The following is a 15,289-nucleotide window of genomic DNA, read 5'->3' as shown; positions in this document are numbered from 1 at the left end:
TGAAAATACTTAAAAATCGGAAAAGCCGGAGTGTTTCATGATGAATTAATGCAGAAATAGAAAAAACATTCGCTGCCCTGTTGCGTCAGATCAGATAAATAGTACTTTTGCATCCTGATCCTCGGCCAGGTGGTGAAATTGGTAGACACGCTACTTTGAGGGGGTAGTGCCTTCGGGTATGGGAGTTCGACTCTCCTCCTGGTCACATTTATAAACTGCGTTTGGAGTCTCCAAATGCAGTTTTTTTTGTTATTGATCGAGGTCAAGATTTTCAATCCGTTTTCTTTTCAGAGTGGTCCGGTAGTCAGTGATCTCTTTATCTATCTCTGACTGGCGGAGCTTACTTTTGCCCAGACATTGCTTTTCTTCTTCCAATTCATTGATGTAACGATTGATCTTAAAAGTTACAAGCTTCAAATCCAGAAAACTGTATAGCCTGACCCAAATGAATTGAACCATATAACTCAATGGGGCGGCCAGAAACAGGATGATCTCGCGAGGAAAGCGTTCCGGAAACTGATATGCTAAACCACTGACAAAGGTTGAAAGAAGGGTGACTGTTTCTGTTCTGAATTTTGAAGGCTTTTTTCTCTTTTTGCCTCCTATCTCCATTACTCAGTTACTTCAAGTAATTTCTGGGCGAGACCAGGATAGGTATGCTTGGGAAGAACAACCGATTTGCCTGTGTTACGGTTCGTTACGCGGATTTCAGGACTGAATAGCTTTCTAAGAAGTGTAAAAACAGAATAACCAGCCAGTAGAATCGTGGCTGTAAAGACAAAATAGGATAAAATCTGAATGGTATTCATGTGTGTATAAAAAAAGGTGAACACGCTGTTATCCCACAAACAAACATCATTATTCAAACAATTCCTAGAAATGCTCCAATTTTTTAAGTCTCTCAATTTTCAGCGTTTTTCGGCTAACATTCTTATATTTAGCTACTCAAAGTTCAACGAAAATCCTCTAAGACTAATTTGAAAAAACTTTCCAAAACCGGGGCGGTTTGGATCTTTTGTCTGACCTGCCTTTTCCCCAGCTTTCACAACGTGAGCCTCGCCCAATGCCAAGAGAAACTGAGCGAGTCTACGAAACAAAAGGTGCATTATCATGATATTATTCTTTCCGGAAAAGAGGAATATCTGACGTTTTCCGGCTCCGGGGGCGAGAAGATTTTCAGTTATCACAACGAAAAGATCGACCTCGTTTATCATGTGCAGATGTTTACCGAGGTGCGGTTTTCTTCGGCGAAAGGCCAATTTTCTCTTTATACCACCACCTCGGACCGCACGCGGTGGCAGCGGTGTTTTACACTTTCCGCTCCGCTGACCGCCAGAGAACTCGAAAAAATGAAAGATGCGTACAAGATTGAGATCATCTTGCCTGAGGACCACAAAGTCTTCAGTCTGGACACCAGAAAAGGCAAAGAACTTAATGATGCGTTAGCCTGTCTTTTTAGGATAAATCAAATGTAGAAAAGCTCTTTGTTCAAAAGCGCAACAATGTGGTTGAAATCATCCGGATCAGATGCAAAATCCATTTGGTTCACATCAATTTCGAGGATCTTACCGTGATCGTAGTTTTTTGCAAAATCCTCATAATAACGGTTCAGGCTAGTCAGGTAATCCGTTGACATATCCGCTTCAAATTCCCTTCCCCGTTTTTTGATCTGGGAAACCAGTTTCGGAATGTCAGCTTTCAGATAAATCAGGAGGTCCGGCTGCGACACTGTTTTTATAATGGATTCGAATAAAAGCAGATAGGTCCGATAATCCCGTTCCTTCATGACACCGGATTCATACAGATTGCGGGCGAAAATAAATGCATCCTCATAGATCGTCCGGTCCTGGATGATGGTCGAATAGGTAGTTGCCCGGATTTTCTGAACCTGGGCAAAACGACTGTTTAAAAAATAGATTTGTAAATTAAAGGCCCATCGGTCCATATCCTGATAAAAGTCGGCCAGATAAGGATTTCCTTCCACTGCCTCATACATCACATCCCATTTATAATATTCCCCAAGCATCTGAGTAAGAGTCGTTTTTCCGGCGCCGATGTTGCCGATGATCGCAATATGCATAGGGGTCTGTATTTGTTTTTCAATGGGATGAGTAGGAGCAAAAGTACGGTTATTTGTATATTTGCGGCTGATTTGGGGGAATGAAGTGTGTCACAAAATTGTTTTTCCTCCGTTGAAGCTTTAAAATAATTACCATGAAGCCTTTCCGGGTTATTCTTTACTACTATTATTCGCCGATCGCCGATACCGAAACTTACAGGGACGAACACCACGTATTTTGCGTAGAACACAATCTTCTTGGACGCATCATTATCGCCCCAGAAGGCCTGAACGGGACCGTTTCCGGAACGCCGGAAGACTGTGAGGCATATATGAATTACATTCGTTCCGATGCGCGTTTTGCAGATGTTCAGTTTAAAATCGAAGAACAAGATAAGGTAGCGTTCCAAAAGCTGCATGTTCGCGTGAAAGACGAAATCGTGAATTCGGACCTTGGCGTCGATCCCTTGGTACGCACGGGAAAACATTTGGAACCGTCTGAATTTAAGCAGCTGATCAACGATCCGGACGTGGTTTTGGTGGACATGCGTTCCGATTATGAGCATGAAGTCGGAAAGTTTAAAGGTGCCATTACATTTGATATGCATAATCTCCGCGAGCTTCCCGATCACATTCACGAGATCGAGCATTTGAAAGATAAAAAAATAGTCACCTATTGCACCGGCGGCATTAAATGCGAAAAAGCGAGTGCGTATCTGCTGGATCAGGGTTTTACGGATGTGTACCAACTTCACGGCGGCATTATCCGGTATGGTCTGGAAGAGGGCGGGGAGAATTTTGACGGGAAATGTTACGTGTTCGACAACCGGATCACAGTGGATGTAAACCATGTAAATCCGACCATTATTTCGAAATGCTATATCTGTAATGAACCTTGTGACCGTATGATCAACTGCGCCAATGCGGAATGCAACACGCATGTGCCGGTCTGCCTGAAATGCGGAGAAGAAATGGAAGGTGCCTGCTCACCTGAATGCAATGCACATCCCGGAAAACGTACCTATGACGGAACGGGTTACTATGTCAGCCAAAGCAACCATTACCATCCCTTGCAGGGTCTGAAAAGCCAGAAAAAGAATCTTAAAAAGTTGAAACTGGCACAGCGGGCGGAATCTGTCTGAAAGCTAATCTAGTCTTTTTTCGAGGATATAGTCGTTCATCCAGTATGGGCCGATCGCAATGTCTTTTTCACCTATCGTTAAATAACCCATTTTTTCGTAAAAGCTTTTGGCATTGTTATATCGGTTTACATTCAGCAGAATGGTTTTTCCACCAGCTAACCGGATATAATTTTCCGTTTCTGTCAAAAGATATTTCCCGGCGCCCGAACCCTGCGCAGAAGGCAAGACGTAGATTTTATGTAATTTAAAAGTTCCGGGTTCTTCTTCTGCAACTGCTGAAAAGCCTTCGGGCTGGCCTTCATTCAACAGAATTAAAAACTGTTGACCTTCTTCCATTTGCTTTGCTAATGCATCAGCAGCGTAAATTTTTTCAAACATATACTGAATTTGCTCCTGGCTGAGAATCGATCTGTACGTCGGTTCCCAGGTCTTTTCCTGAATGGAAATGATTTCCGGAATGTCGGCAATCGCGGCATGTTTTATGGAGAATGAAGGCATAATGCGTAAATTTGGGCTTAAAGCTGCAAATATCTCTTTAATCACTTTAAAACCATAGTACTTCACCGACAATCCGGAACACCTCCGGAATGGCCCGGATAAGTAGAATTATATGAAACCCCTCATTTTAGTTACAAATGACGACGGAATCACATCCAAAGGAATCCGAACGCTGGTAGAAATCATGCAATTGCTTGGAGACGTCGTTGTGGTTGCGCCTAATAGCCCGCAATCGGGAATGGGACACGCCATTACGATCGGTGAACCATTAAGACTTTATTCCACACACATTTTCGAAAATGTCGTAGAATATGAATGCTCGGGAACACCGGCGGATTGTGTGAAAATTGCAAAGCATTACGTATTGCTGGACCGTAAACCTGACCTCGTCGTGAGCGGCATTAATCATGGCAGTAACAATTCCATCAATGTGCTGTATTCCGGCACGATGTCGGCGGCGATTGAAGCTGCTATCGAAGGAATTCCAGCCATTGGTTTTTCACTTTGCGATTTCAAGGAAGACGCTGATTTCAGCCACGCTATACCGTTTATCAAGTCCATTACCGAGGCGGCACTCGCCAATGGAATACCAGTCGGAACTGCATTAAACGTGAACATTCCGGCCAAAACGGAGTTACCCCTGAAAGGTGTGAAGGTTTGCAGACAAGCGAAAGCGAAATGGCAGGAAAAGTTTGATTACAGGGTTGACCCGAATGGCCGAGGTTATTTTTGGATGGCAGGCGAATTCGTAAATTTTGATACCGAAAAAGAAGATACGGACGTGTGGGCGCTCGACAATAATTACATTTCTGTAGTCCCATGTCAATACGATTTGACAGAGTATGAGGCGATTAAAGAGCTATCAACCTGGGATTTATAATAAAATCAGCTATGGCATTAGTAGGCAGCTTATTAAAGAAAGGCATTCATTTCAGCAACATCGTTGCTAACCGGAGAAAAGCAAATCTTCATCAACAACAAAAAAAGACCCTCGCCAAACTGCTGGCCAAGGCACGATACACCGAATTCGGTGAAAAATTTAATTTCGACGAACTTCTGTCTTCCATTTTATTTGGAGAAAAAGGCGCTTTCTACGAATTATACAAGCGTACCGTTCCGATTTACGATTATAACAAGATCTTCAAAGAGTGGTGGTACAAATCCCTGGAAGGTGAAAAGGATGTGTGCTGGCCTGGCCAAATCAAATATTATGCATTGAGTTCCGGCACTTCCGAGGCTTCTACCAAGCACATACCGGTTACTAAGGCGATGTCCCGAGCGATCCAGAAAACGAGTATCCGCCAGATTCTTTCGCTCGGTAATTACAAAGATCTGCCGGACGATTTATATGAAAAAGGCTTCCTGATGCTGAGTGGAAGTACCAATCTCAATAACCAGGACAAACATTTTGAAGGCGATCTGAGCGGGATCCAGGCCAAACAAATTCCGTACTGGTTCCGCCCCTACTACAAGCCGGGTGAAAAAATTGCTGCCCAGAAAGACTGGGGACTTAAACTTGAAGAAATCACCTTGCAGGCCCACGAATGGGACATTGGTTTTATCGTAGGCGTACCCGCCTGGGTGCAGCTGCTAATGGAGAAAATCATTGACCATTATAAGGTCAAAACCATTCACGACATCTGGCCCAACCTGCGGGTGTTCGGTCACGGCGGGGTCTCCTTTGAACCTTACCGAAAAGGGTTTGAGAAGTTGCTTGCCAGACCGCTCATTTACATCAATACCTACCTCGCCTCGGAAGGCTTTATTGCCTATCAAACCCGGCCGAATGCGCAGGGTATGGAGCTGGTTTGTGACAACGGATTGTTTTTTGAGTTCATCCCGTTCAATGAAGCCAATTTCGATTCGGAAGGCTCATTGCTGCCAAATCCGACAACCTTAATGGTCGACCAGGTGGAGGAAGGTAAGGAATATGCATTGCTTCTTTCAACCTGCGCGGGAGCCTGGCGTTACCTGATCGGCGATACCATCAAATTTGTGGATAAAGCAAAAGGTGAAATTGCGATTACAGGTCGTACCAAGCATTATTTGAGTCTCTGTGGAGAACACCTTTCAGTGGATAATATGAACAAAGCCGTCGATCTTGTTTCGGACGAAATGGGTTTGACTGTGAAGGAGTTTACCGTTTCCGGCATTGAATACGGCAGCATGTTCGCGCATCAATGGTATATTGGTGTGGAAGAAGAAAATGTGGATGCTGAACTTTTGAAGAAAAAACTCGATGCGAAACTGGCCGAGCTCAATGATGATTATGCCGTAGAACGACGGCATGCATTACAGGAAGTTTTCGTTACGGTTTTACCCAACGAAGCATTTTATGCGTGGATGAAATCAAAAAACAAAATGGGCGGTCAGCATAAATTCCCACGAGTTTTCAAAAACTTCCTGATCGACGACTGGAAAGGATTTCTGAAAAACAACGGCTACATTTCGTAAAACCGTCACTTTATAAAATTTACGTAAGCAATTTGACAGGCGATCAGGATAAAAACGACGCCTGTCGTTTTGTTAAATATGGTTACCACTTTCGGGGTAAAAACCTTCTTCAAACGGTGTGCGAAGACGGCCATTGCACATTCTACCAGAAATATGGCCACCACGCTTGCTCCAAAAAATAGCAATACCTGATTGTAATTATAATGCAGATTTGTCCGGATGTAAGATGCGATCGTGACCCAGCTAATGAAATTCACCGGGTTCAGGCCATTCAATAAAAAACCGGTCGTGAAATAATAGACCAGGTTACCCAGACTCGTTTTCGGGTACGCGATCGTCGGCTGGCCGCGGATCAGGTTATTTAGTCCCAAAACAATCAAAAAAACAACACCTGTACCCGCCATCCAAAGCTTAAAATTGGGTAAATCAGGCAATAATGCCGTTCCGAAAATGGCAAAAAAGACAAAAATGATGTCGCATACGAATACGCCCAATGCGATCTTGATACCCGTTTGATATCCATTGTCGACACTGTTTTGGACTAATGAAAAAAACACGGTGCCGAATGTGAGGCACAGTGCAATTCCCGTCAGCGTTCCATAAAATAAGGCTTCTAGCATATCAGATACCTTTCAACCGGGCTGTCATCAAAATGGCACAAACTGAAAGGGAATCAGTGATTTCTGACTTCATTACCATTTCTACCGCCTCGGCCAGGGACACTTTTCGCACCTGCAGATCCTCCGTATCTTCCGGTTCTGCTTCCATCTGCGTGAGTTCTTCCGCTACATATAAAAATCCTTCCTCATTTGTCGCTGAGTTGGAGGTGTGAATGCGGGCGAGTTTCGTCCATTTATTGGCAACTAGTCCCGTTTCTTCCTTCAATTCCCTTTTTGCAGCCTCGATAGGATCGGCGCCCAGCAATCCGCCGCCTTCCGGGATTTCCCAGGAATATTCGTCGATCGCATAGCGAAACTGGCCGACCAGGTAAATATTGCCATCGCTATCCAATGGAATCACACCGATCGCCTGATTTTTGAATTTTACCAACCCATAAATGCCTTTGTTACCTGATGGGTTAATCACATCACGGTGACTCAGTTCCAGCCACGCATTCTCGTAAACCGTCTCCTCGGAAAGTGTTTTCCAATTATTTTCTGTGGTTATAACCCGCATTTTCTTAGTATTTTTAACCTCGCAACTCCCATTCAAAAATGCAAATAAACCAAAATAAGCTTAAACAACGTCTGATACTGCTGTCTTTTGTGGCCAGCATATTGTTGACGGGCTTGAAGTTTTTTGCATACTATATTACGTCTTCCAATGCGATTTTAAGTGATGCACTCGAATCGATCATCAATGTGATTGCCAGCGGGTTTGCATTTTACAGCATTTACCTTTCGGCCCAGCCCAAAGACCGGAACCATCCATATGGACACGGTAAAATAGAATTTTTTTCCGCAGGTGTAGAAGGCGCATTGATCATTATTGCCTCACTTTTCATTACATACGAGGCGATCCAGAAACTGATGGATCCGCAGCCCATTCAAAATCTGGCGCGTGGGTCCGGATTTATACTTTTTACGATTTTGGTCAACACCGCGATCGGCTACAAGTTGATTGTGGAGGGAAAAAAAGCAAATTCACTTGCACTGATTGCAGACGGCCGGCATTTATTAACTGATAGCGTCAGCAGCGTGGTGCTGGTGATCAGTGTCGGTTTGATTATCCTGACCGGCCAGGTCTGGATTGACAGCATTGCTTCGCTTCTTTTTGGGGTCTTCCTTGCATACAACGGGTATCAGCTCGCCAGCAAATCGGTGGCGGGACTTATGGATGCGGTCGACGATGTGTTGCTTGAAAAAGTGGTCCAGACGCTCCGCGACAATAAGAAATCCGATTGGATCGATGTCCATAACCTTCGCGCCCAGCAATATGGTTCGGACCTGCATATCGATTGCCATTTAACGTTACCTTACTATTGGGAACTGCAAAAAGTACATGAAACAATTCATAACTTTGAGAATGTCCTGAAAAGCAGCCACGCCGGCGAAACAGAAGTTTTCGTTCATGCCGACCCCTGTCTTTATCAATGCTGTTATTTTTGCAGGATCGACGATTGCCCCGTCCGCGCTCATGATTTTGTGACCGATATCGACTGGGATGCTGCCAAACTCGTTAAGAACGAAAAGTTATATACCGATGCCCGAATTCATATTCAAGACTAAACATAAATCTAACCACAATGTACGTTTCGCGTCGCGATTTCCTAAAACAAGCAGGAGCTACTGCACTGGCTGCAACAACTTTCACCGATTTGTTTGCAGGCCCTTCCAAAAAACTTTTCTTTGATATTTCCCTCGCTGAATGGTCGCTCCACAAAGCCCTTTTCGCAAAGAAACTGACGAATATGGAATTCCCTGAACTCGCCAAAAAAGAATTCGGGATCTCAATCGTCGAGTATGTGAACCAGTTTTTCAAAGACAAAGCGGAAGACAAAACATACCTGAATGAATTGATCAAAAGACAAAAAGACAACGGCGTTTCGGCTCACCTGATCATGATCGACGGCGAAGGCGGCCTGGGAGAACTGGATGATGCAGTTCGTAATAAGGCTGTTGAAAACCACTACAGATGGGTGGAAGCTGCCAAATACCTGGGTTGCAAAACCATTCGGGTGAATGCATTTGGTAAAGGAAGTAATGAAGAGGTCGCCAAAGCCGCAGTACAAGGTCTTGGGAAACTGGGCGAGTTCGCTTCTAAAACCGGCATTAACGTAATCGTTGAAAACCACGGAGGATCTTCATCAAACGGCCAATGGTTGTCTGGCGTAATGAAGCAGGTTAACCTTAAAAATGTGGGAACACTGCCTGATTTCGGCAATTTCTGTATCACCAGAAAAGACGGCGGCTGTGCAGAATCGTACGACAGATATCAGGGTACAAAAGAGCTGATGCCATTTGCAAAAGGTGTAAGTGCCAAAACGTATGATTTCGATGAAAAAGGAAACTGCATCGAAACAGACTATACAAAAATCCTCAAAATCGTAAAAGACGCAGGTTTTAAAGGAATTGCAGGCATTGAATACGAGGGAAGCAAGCTTTCGGAGTATGATGGGATTAAGGCGACGAAGGCGTTGCTGGAGAGAGTTGGGCCTACGGTTTAAAGTTCCGTTTTCCCCCAACCCCCTCAAGGGGGCTTTACTTTTGATTTGATTTTCTTGGTAACGAAAAAGGACTTTGCAAAACGCAAAGTCCTTTTTTTATCTGTATTATAGCCCCCTTGAGGGGGTTGGGGGAGAACACAACCTCACATCCCCAGATAACTCAAAAATTCCTTCCTGGTAGCCTCCTCCTCAAACTTACCACCATAAAAAGCAGTAACCGTAGAACTTCCCGAATCGCGTATTCCGCGTGATTGTACGCACATATGCTGCGCGTCGATTACGACGGCTACGTCTTCGGTTTTCAGTGCGATTTTTAGCTCACTGGCGATCTGAACAGTCAGCCTTTCCTGAACCTGCGGACGTTTGGAGTAATATTCTACAATGCGGTTGAGTTTTGAAAGTCCTATCACTTTGCCGCTGGAAATATACGCTACGTGCGCTTTTCCATAAATCGGTACGAAGTGATGCTCGCAGTTTGAGAACACCGCAATGTCCTTCTCGACAAGCATTTGATCGTATTTATATTTATTATCAAAAAGCGTAACAGAGGGCTTGTTTTTTGGGTCAAGACCGCTAAAAACCTCTTTGATAAACATTTTTGCAACTCTTTTGGGCGTGCCTTTCAGACTATCGTCTGTCATGTCAAGACCCATGATTTCCATGATGTGGCGAAAATGCTTTTCAATCAGCTCCATTTTCGTTTCATCCTCGATCGCGTAAGCATCCTTGCGCAGCGGAGTGTCAATAGAAGAAAATGCGTGATCGTCCCCCATCTCTTCAATTCCTAAAAAGTCAGTCGGCTGGATATTCGACAAAGTTCCGTTCTGTTTCATATAATCTAACTTTCAAGGCAAACCCCGAATCAATTTTTGGTCTCAAGATGGAATAAATAACGATCGCGATATTTTCTGCGGAAGGATTTAAGCTGCTAAATTCTGCTACGTCGAGGTTTAAGTTTTTATGGTCAAACCGGTCAATGACAAATTCTTTCAAAATGGAGCTAAGCACTTTCATATCAATCACATAACCCGTTTCAGGATTTACTTCTCCTGTTACCTGGATGATCAGTTCGTAATTGTGTCCGTGAAAATTCGGATTGTTGCATTTTCCGAACACCAATTCGTTCTTTTCGTTCGTCCATTCCGGATTATGAAGACGATGAGCCGCATTAAAATGCTCCTTTCGGAACACCGCCACCTTTTGCACCATATTTTAGTCTTCTTAAAATTAAAGTTGCCTTAAATGTCGTAACAAAGTATGTGTCCAACACATTTAAAGCCTCGAGCCTGAGTGAAAATGCCCATTAGGAGTCACTTGCAAATGGGTTAACGCCGCAATGCCTGAAATTGTTCACCTAAATTTCCAATTCCTTGAAATCTTCCGTTCCAGACGTTCGGAATTTTAGTTCATAAAAAAAATAAAAAACTCGTTATTGCATGTAAATTGCGCCCCAGCGCCAAATTAATCTGGCCTGAACGGCGAAATTTCAGTATTCTATCTAAATAATACCATTACCCTTCTTTAAACCCGACGAAAATTTATTTAACAAAAACTTAAATGAACAAGAAGAACAGCTACCTGGCCCCCCTATTAATCATCGGAATTATTTTCTTCATCATGGGTTTCGTCACCTGGGTAAACGGGACTCTGATCAGTTTTTTCAAAAAAGCATTCAGCCTCGACAACACCAGTTCTTACCTTGTAACTTTTGCATTTTTCATTTCCTATACTTTAATGGCCATTCCGTCTTCCTCGGTATTGAAGAAAACGGGTTTTAAAAACGGAATGTCGCTCGCATTGCTGGTGATGGCCGCAGGTACTTTGATCTTCATTCCAGCCGCTGAAATGGCTTCTTATCCCCTATTTCTGGTCGGCTTGTTTACGATTGGGATTGGCTTGACTGTGCTTCAAACTGCTTCCAATCCGTATGCTACCCTGTTAGGGCCACGCGAAAGTGCGGCTCAGAGGATCAGTTTTATGGGTATTGCCAACAAAACAGCCGGAGTAATTTCCCAGCTTATCTTCGGAAAAATATTACTCGCGGGAGCTTCCTCAGCTGATCCAACAGATGAATTGGACAAAGTGGTATTTCCGTATATCATTCTCACAGCGGTATTGGTCGCTATGGCTATCCTGATCCGTTTTTCGAAAGGCCTTGTTGAAGTAAGTGAGGAGGAAGATGAAATTCCTTCTGACGCAACATTGGTGACTGTCACCAAAACGAGCATATTTCAGTTTCCGAACCTGGTTTTGGGTGTGATAGCCCTATTTTGCTATGTAGGCGTGGAAGTGATCGCGGGCGATACCATCATCAATTACGGTGTTTCGCTTGGTTTCCCGGAAGAAGAAGCGCGTTTATTTGGAACCTATACATTATATGGAATGATGTTCGGTTACGTGCTTGGAGCTACGTTGATCCCGAAATATGTTTCACAGCAGGCTTATCTTAAATTTTGCGCCGTTCTTGGCTTAGTTGTCACGCTCGTTGCCCTTTTCACTTCCGGCTTCACGTCGGTGGTATGCATTGCAGTTCTGGGTTTTGCCAACGCCGTGATCTGGCCAGCATTATGGCCGCTGGCATTAAGTGGTTTGGGTAAATTCACAAAGGTCGGCTCTGCACTCCTGGTGATGGGTATTTCAGGAGGAGCCATTGTTCCCCTTCTCTATGGTGGTATCGCCGATTCGATTGGCAGTGAGCAAAAAGCATATTGGATCATGATCCCGCTGTACATATTCATACTTTATTTTGGTTTGATAGGTCATAAAAAGAAAAGCTGGTAGTTCATGAGGATTTCGACTTCCGGCCGCATTTGTTTATTTGGTGAACATCAGGATTATCTTGGACTACCGGTTATTGCAGCGGCCATTTCACGCAGGATCAGCATCGATGGCGGCTACCGCAACGATGACAAAGTGATCCTTCATCTCCCCGATTTAGGTTTAAAAGAGGAATTTTCCATTCACGATACATTTCCCTATAAAATCCAGCGCGACTATTCCAGGAGTACCATAAATGTCTTGAAAAGAAAAGGATTGGTCTTTTCAAAAGGATTTGAATGCGTTTTCCACGGAAATATCCCCATCAATTCCGGGACATCCAGCTCGTCCGCATTAATCGTTTCGTGGGCTCATTTTTTGGATAAAATGAGCGACAATCCCATGAATTTTTCACAAAAAGAATTAGGAGAAATCGCCAACGCAGCAGAAGTTCTGGAATTTGGTGAACCCGGAGGAATGATGGACCATTACTCCACCGCCATCGGCAATGTGATCTACCTGGAATCGACGCCGGTCATCAAAGTGGAAACGCTCACGCCGCAGTTGGGAACATTCGTATTAGGTGACTCGCTTGAACCGAAGGATACCCTGGGCATTTTGGCGCGTTGCCGCTTCGGAATGGAAAAGGTGATCGCCAAAGTAAAAGCATCTGATCCTGAATTTTCGATTTTCACAACCCCATTTGAAAAAGCAGAAACCTACAAAAATCGGCTCTCAGAAGATGAATTGAGCCTGTTGCGCGCTAACCTGGAAGACAGGGACATTTTGCTTGAAGGAAAAGCATTGCTTTCCGCGATAGAACACCAGACGGCAAATGAGCAATTTGATAAAACGTTCGGAGGACTTCTTTACAAACATTACAAAAACCTCCGCGACCACAAAAGAACCTCCACACCCAAAATCGAGCGAATGATGAATGCCGCTTTGAATGCAGGTGCATTGGGTGGCAAAATCAACGGATCCGGTGGCGGTGGCTGTATGTTTGTATACGCGCCCACAAAAGCCGGGGAAGTGGCGGAAGCGATCGAAAAAGAGGGAGGAAAAAGCTACATCATTACCGTCGACTCCGGTACCCGAATTGAAAGCTGACAGACGAAATGCACGATTGTAATTCCGATTGTGTTTTTGTTTTAAGACCTTTGTGACGCACATTGTAGCAACTACAATTCCATGACATTGATTACGGCTTCAGAACAAAAAACCAACATTTACTGTCCCTCGCTGACAGCATATCAAAGACGCGAAACCATCACGATCCGCATCGGTGACATTCCGATGGGCTCGGCCTACCCGATCCGCGTGCAGTCCATGACCACGGTGGATACCATGGATACGCAAGGTTCGATCGACGAGGTGGTCCGGATGGTGGACTCGGGTTGCGAATATGTTCGCATTACGGCACCCAGTGTGAAGGAAGCCCAAAATCTTGAAAATATTCGGAACGGATTGCACAGGCTCGGGATCAAAGTCCCGCTGATCGCAGACATTCATTTTACACCTAATGCCGCTGAATTGGCCGCCCGGATCGTCGAAAAGGTCCGGATCAATCCCGGTAATTATGCCGACCGGAAACGATTCGAAATCATTGATTATACGGACGCTTCTTACGCGGCCGAGCTGGAAAGGATCAGAGAGAAATTTATCCCGCTGGTTAAAATCTGCAAGGAATATGGAACAGCAATGCGCATCGGGACCAATCACGGGTCATTGTCAGACCGGATCTTAAGCAGATATGGCGATACTCCGCTGGGAATGGTGGAATCTGCGCTGGAATTTTTGAGGATCTGTGAGGAGTTCAATTATTTTAACATTGCGCTTTCCATGAAATCCAGCAATACCCAGGTGATGGTGGAAGCCTACCGACTTTTAGTTCAAAGACTGGACGAAGAAGGACTTAAACCGTATCCGCTGCATTTGGGTGTTACTGAGGCCGGCGAGGCGGAAGACGGACGCATTAAATCCGCAGTTGGAATTGGTACATTACTCGAAGATGGCCTTGGCGATACGGTACGCGTTTCCCTGACCGAAGCGCCTGAAAAAGAGGCACCTGTTGCCCGCGCGCTCATTGATCGTTATACTTCCCGTGCTGCTCACGAATTTATCGAGCCCATCGACCATTGCCCGATTAACCCATTTCAATACATCCGCCGCGACTCTGCGGATGTTTACAACATGGGTCATCTGAATGTGCCGCGCGTGATCGCGGATTATTCAGATATCCCGGTACAGAATTTGGATGCATTAAAAAGCATTGGTCATTTCTTTTTGCCCGTGCCTGATAAATGGGCGATGAACGATCAGGGAGCGGATTTTATTTACACAGGTAAAAATCCGGCGCCATTTATGCTGCCAAATGGACTCAAAGAAATTCTCGATCACGAGATTTGGCGGGATCATTCTGATAAAAACAATAAGTTTCCATTATGGACGGTCGATTCGTGGAATGCAGCGAGTGATGTTTCCAGTTTCGTGAATTTTATTAAAGGCAATATCCACACATTTGATGATGCATTTTTGGCAACAATCAATGGAAATCCAAAAGTCGTTCTCATTATAAATACCAGCAATTCGGCTGCAATGCCGGAAATGCGCCGCTTTTTTTACAGGCTTACTGAACTGAAATACAAAGTCCCAGTCATTATCAACCGTGCCTATCAAAGTGATTTGGGAGATAAACTGACCTTGTATTCAGCGACGGACATTGGCGGTTTATTAGTCGATGGTTTTGGCGACGGGATATTACTTTCGCCGGTATTCAGTGATGAAATATTGATTGATGAAAAACTAAAAAGTGCCGCTGCCTACAATTCCATTGCATTTGGGATTTTACAGGCTGCCCGTACCAGAATGTCGAAAACGGAATACATTTCGTGCCCATCTTGCGGCCGGACTTTGTTCGACTTGCAGGAAACGACCGCGATGATCCGGAAACATACCGAGCATTTAAAAGGTGTGAAAATCGGCATTATGGGCTGCATTGTGAATGGACCGGGAGAAATGGCGGATGCGGATTATGGGTATGTGGGTATGGGTAAAGATAAAATTGCTTTATACCGTGGTCAGGAAGTAATCAAAAGGTCGGTGACTGCTGCGAAAGCAGTGGATGAATTAATAGAATTGATCCGTGAAGATGGCCGGTGGATTGAGCCGAGCGAACGTGAAATACTGGTTTGAGAATTGTCGATAAGGCGC

At 44.5% G+C, this 15,289-nt stretch carries 17 protein-coding genes and 1 tRNA gene; 10 read left to right on the top strand and 8 right to left on the bottom strand.

What is annotated here, in order from left to right:
• Positions 1 to 123 precede the first annotated feature (123 nt).
• Positions 124 to 205: transfer RNA gene (locus LZG72_RS02395), tRNA-Leu, on the top strand.
• 44 nt (positions 206 to 249) lie between these two features.
• Here the strand turns inward: LZG72_RS02395 and LZG72_RS02390 are convergent.
• Entirely contained in the window at positions 250 to 612 is a 363-nt protein-coding gene (locus LZG72_RS02390; protein WP_233867059.1) for a hypothetical protein, read from the bottom strand.
• Positions 612 to 809 (bottom strand): hypothetical protein, encoded by a 198-nt coding sequence (locus LZG72_RS02385; RefSeq protein ID WP_233867058.1) that lies wholly within the window; start codon positions 807 to 809, stop codon positions 612 to 614. The genes LZG72_RS02390 and LZG72_RS02385 overlap by 1 nt, the downstream gene beginning before the upstream one ends.
• Before the next feature lie 168 nt (positions 810 to 977).
• Between LZG72_RS02385 and LZG72_RS02380 the strand changes: the two genes are divergently transcribed.
• Positions 978 to 1,475: a hypothetical protein gene (locus LZG72_RS02380; RefSeq protein WP_233867057.1), complete on the top strand. Its 498-nt coding sequence runs from the start codon at positions 978 to 980 to the stop codon at positions 1,473 to 1,475.
• On the opposite strand, the gene LZG72_RS02375 is transcribed toward LZG72_RS02380, so the two are convergent.
• The gene (locus LZG72_RS02375; RefSeq protein WP_233867056.1) at positions 1,466 to 2,080 is read right to left on the bottom strand and encodes a deoxynucleoside kinase; all 615 of its coding nucleotides are present in this window, start codon (positions 2,078 to 2,080) and stop codon (positions 1,466 to 1,468) included. The two genes, LZG72_RS02380 and LZG72_RS02375, sit on opposite strands and share 10 nt — an antisense overlap.
• 134 nt (positions 2,081 to 2,214) lie before the next feature.
• Between LZG72_RS02375 and LZG72_RS02370 the strand changes: the two genes are divergently transcribed.
• Entirely contained in the window at positions 2,215 to 3,201 is a 987-nt protein-coding gene (locus tag LZG72_RS02370) for a rhodanese-related sulfurtransferase (protein ID WP_233867055.1), read from the top strand.
• Positions 3,202 to 3,204: 3 nt separating this feature from the next.
• Here LZG72_RS02370 and LZG72_RS02365 read toward each other — a convergent pair whose 3' ends face one another.
• Complete coding sequence (locus LZG72_RS02365; RefSeq protein ID WP_233867054.1) at positions 3,205 to 3,699, bottom strand: GNAT family N-acetyltransferase; 495 nt, start codon at positions 3,697 to 3,699, stop codon at positions 3,205 to 3,207.
• 112 nt (positions 3,700 to 3,811) lie between these two features.
• On the opposite strand from LZG72_RS02365, the gene surE reads away from it, so the two are divergent.
• Positions 3,812 to 4,579 carry a 5'/3'-nucleotidase SurE gene (gene surE, locus LZG72_RS02360; protein WP_233867052.1) on the top strand — a complete coding sequence of 256 codons (768 nt, stop codon included), beginning with the start codon at positions 3,812 to 3,814 and terminating at the stop codon, positions 4,577 to 4,579.
• An 11-nt stretch (positions 4,580 to 4,590) separates the two neighbouring features.
• Positions 4,591 to 6,153, top strand: a complete 1,563-nt coding sequence (locus LZG72_RS02355; protein ID WP_233867050.1) for a GH3 auxin-responsive promoter family protein — start codon at positions 4,591 to 4,593, stop codon at positions 6,151 to 6,153.
• A 5-nt stretch (positions 6,154 to 6,158) separates the two neighbouring features.
• On the opposite strand, the gene LZG72_RS02350 is transcribed toward LZG72_RS02355, so the two are convergent.
• Complete coding sequence (locus LZG72_RS02350; protein ID WP_233867047.1) at positions 6,159 to 6,773, bottom strand: LysE family translocator; 615 nt, start codon at positions 6,771 to 6,773, stop codon at positions 6,159 to 6,161.
• Between the two features lies 1 nt (position 6,774).
• Positions 6,775 to 7,329 (bottom strand): NUDIX hydrolase, encoded by a 555-nt coding sequence (locus LZG72_RS02345; RefSeq protein ID WP_233867044.1) that lies wholly within the window; start codon positions 7,327 to 7,329, stop codon positions 6,775 to 6,777.
• Between the two features lie 38 nt (positions 7,330 to 7,367).
• On the opposite strand from LZG72_RS02345, the gene LZG72_RS02340 reads away from it, so the two are divergent.
• On the top strand, positions 7,368 to 8,381 hold the full coding sequence (locus LZG72_RS02340) for a cation diffusion facilitator family transporter (RefSeq protein ID WP_233867041.1): 1,014 nt from the start codon (positions 7,368 to 7,370) through the stop codon (positions 8,379 to 8,381).
• 17 nt (positions 8,382 to 8,398) lie between these two features.
• A complete protein-coding gene (locus LZG72_RS02335) occupies positions 8,399 to 9,319 on the top strand; it encodes a sugar phosphate isomerase/epimerase (protein ID WP_233867037.1) in 921 nt (306 codons plus the stop codon).
• Positions 9,320 to 9,462: 143 nt separating this feature from the next.
• On the opposite strand, the gene folE is transcribed toward LZG72_RS02335, so the two are convergent.
• A complete protein-coding gene (gene folE, locus LZG72_RS02330; protein ID WP_233867034.1) occupies positions 9,463 to 10,152 on the bottom strand; it encodes a GTP cyclohydrolase I FolE in 690 nt (229 codons plus the stop codon).
• Positions 10,112 to 10,528 (bottom strand): 6-carboxytetrahydropterin synthase, encoded by a 417-nt coding sequence (locus LZG72_RS02325; RefSeq protein WP_233867031.1) that lies wholly within the window; start codon positions 10,526 to 10,528, stop codon positions 10,112 to 10,114. The genes folE and LZG72_RS02325 overlap by 41 nt, the downstream gene beginning before the upstream one ends.
• Positions 10,529 to 10,876: 348 nt before the next feature.
• Between LZG72_RS02325 and LZG72_RS02320 the strand changes: the two genes are divergently transcribed.
• The 3 genes from LZG72_RS02320 (at position 10,877) to ispG (ending at position 15,271) form a co-directional block, all read left to right on the top strand.
• Positions 10,877 to 12,100: a sugar MFS transporter gene (locus LZG72_RS02320; protein ID WP_233867028.1), complete on the top strand. Its 1,224-nt coding sequence runs from the start codon at positions 10,877 to 10,879 to the stop codon at positions 12,098 to 12,100.
• 3 nt (positions 12,101 to 12,103) lie between these two features.
• Entirely contained in the window at positions 12,104 to 13,186 is a 1,083-nt protein-coding gene (locus tag LZG72_RS02315; RefSeq protein ID WP_233867025.1) for a galactokinase family protein, read from the top strand.
• 81 nt (positions 13,187 to 13,267) lie between these two features.
• Entirely contained in the window at positions 13,268 to 15,271 is a 2,004-nt protein-coding gene (gene ispG, locus LZG72_RS02310; RefSeq protein WP_233867023.1) for a (E)-4-hydroxy-3-methylbut-2-enyl-diphosphate synthase, read from the top strand.
• Positions 15,272 to 15,289 lie beyond the last annotated feature (18 nt).

Origin of the sequence: Dyadobacter sp. CY323 (assembly GCF_021390245.1) — a bacterium.
In the GTDB taxonomy this organism is placed as follows: domain Bacteria; phylum Bacteroidota; class Bacteroidia; order Cytophagales; family Spirosomataceae; genus Dyadobacter.
Note: the sequence above shows the minus strand (reverse complement) of the source record. Positions and strands in the feature narration are given on the sequence as shown.

Excerpts from the sequence above, each read along its gene's own strand:
- LZG72_RS02390 (WP_233867059.1), bottom strand. The coding sequence starts at position 612 with ATGGAGATAGGAGGCAAAAAGAGAAAAAAGCCTTCAAAATTCAGAACA.
- LZG72_RS02385 (WP_233867058.1), bottom strand. The coding sequence starts at position 809 with ATGAATACCATTCAGATTTTATCCTATTTTGTCTTTACAGCCACGATT.
- LZG72_RS02375 (WP_233867056.1), bottom strand. The coding sequence starts at position 2,080 with ATGCATATTGCGATCATCGGCAACATCGGCGCCGGAAAAACGACTCTT.
- LZG72_RS02370 (WP_233867055.1), top strand. The coding sequence starts at position 2,215 with ATGAAGCCTTTCCGGGTTATTCTTTACTACTATTATTCGCCGATCGCC.
- LZG72_RS02365 (WP_233867054.1), bottom strand. The coding sequence starts at position 3,699 with ATGCCTTCATTCTCCATAAAACATGCCGCGATTGCCGACATTCCGGAA.
- surE (WP_233867052.1), top strand. The coding sequence starts at position 3,812 with ATGAAACCCCTCATTTTAGTTACAAATGACGACGGAATCACATCCAAA.
- LZG72_RS02355 (WP_233867050.1), top strand. The coding sequence starts at position 4,591 with ATGGCATTAGTAGGCAGCTTATTAAAGAAAGGCATTCATTTCAGCAAC.
- LZG72_RS02350 (WP_233867047.1), bottom strand. The coding sequence starts at position 6,773 with ATGCTAGAAGCCTTATTTTATGGAACGCTGACGGGAATTGCACTGTGC.
- LZG72_RS02345 (WP_233867044.1), bottom strand. The coding sequence starts at position 7,329 with ATGCGGGTTATAACCACAGAAAATAATTGGAAAACACTTTCCGAGGAG.
- LZG72_RS02340 (WP_233867041.1), top strand. The coding sequence starts at position 7,368 with ATGCAAATAAACCAAAATAAGCTTAAACAACGTCTGATACTGCTGTCT.
- LZG72_RS02335 (WP_233867037.1), top strand. The coding sequence starts at position 8,399 with ATGTACGTTTCGCGTCGCGATTTCCTAAAACAAGCAGGAGCTACTGCA.
- folE (WP_233867034.1), bottom strand. The coding sequence starts at position 10,152 with ATGAAACAGAACGGAACTTTGTCGAATATCCAGCCGACTGACTTTTTA.
- LZG72_RS02325 (WP_233867031.1), bottom strand. The coding sequence starts at position 10,528 with ATGGTGCAAAAGGTGGCGGTGTTCCGAAAGGAGCATTTTAATGCGGCT.
- LZG72_RS02320 (WP_233867028.1), top strand. The coding sequence starts at position 10,877 with ATGAACAAGAAGAACAGCTACCTGGCCCCCCTATTAATCATCGGAATT.
- LZG72_RS02315 (WP_233867025.1), top strand. The coding sequence starts at position 12,104 with ATGAGGATTTCGACTTCCGGCCGCATTTGTTTATTTGGTGAACATCAG.
- ispG (WP_233867023.1), top strand. The coding sequence starts at position 13,268 with ATGACATTGATTACGGCTTCAGAACAAAAAACCAACATTTACTGTCCC.